Consider the following 640-nt stretch of genomic DNA (forward strand, 5'->3'; position numbering starts at 1 on the left):
TCTTAAGTTATCAGTCATAGCTACTGGATTGATTAATTCAACTGTCATATCTATGTGGTCTCCTGGCATTACCATTTCCATTCCGTCTGGTAATTTTATTAAACCTGTTACATCTGTTGTTCTAAAATAAAATTGTGGTCTATATCCATCAAAGAACGGTGTATGTCTTCCGCCTTCTTCTTTCTTTAATACATATACCTGACCTACAAATTTCTTGTGTGGTGTAACTGAACCTGGTTTTGCTAATACTTGACCTCTTTCAATATCTGTTCTCTGTATTCCTCTTAGTAATGCTCCGATATTGTCTCCAGCCATTGCTTCATCTAGTAATTTTCTGAACATTTCTACTCCAGTTATTACTGTCTTTCCTGTTTCTTCTTTTAATCCAACGATTTCTACTTCGTCTCCTACATGTAGAATTCCGCTTTCTACTCTTCCTGTTGCAACTGTTCCTCTTCCTGTTATTGTAAATACATCTTCTATTGGCATTAAGAATGCTTTGTCAGTTGCTCTTTCTGGTGTTGGAATATAGCTATCTACTTCTGCCATTAAGTCTAATATTGGTTTTATTGCTTCTGGGTCTGTTGGATTTTCCAATGCTTTCAATGCACTTCCTACTACTATTGGAGTATCATCTCCT

Annotated in this window: 1 protein-coding gene; it reads right to left on the reverse strand. The window is 36.1% G+C overall.

The genetic code is table 11. From position 1 onward, the window contains the following. A partial coding sequence (locus RH99_RS18060) for an EF-Tu C-terminal domain-related protein (RefSeq protein WP_010241848.1) occupies positions 1–640 on the reverse strand: 640 nt, incomplete at both ends.

Origin of the sequence: Clostridium arbusti SL206 (genome assembly GCF_000246895.1) — a bacterium.
Taxonomy (GTDB): Bacteria; Bacillota; Clostridia; order Clostridiales; family Clostridiaceae; genus Clostridium_I; species Clostridium_I arbusti.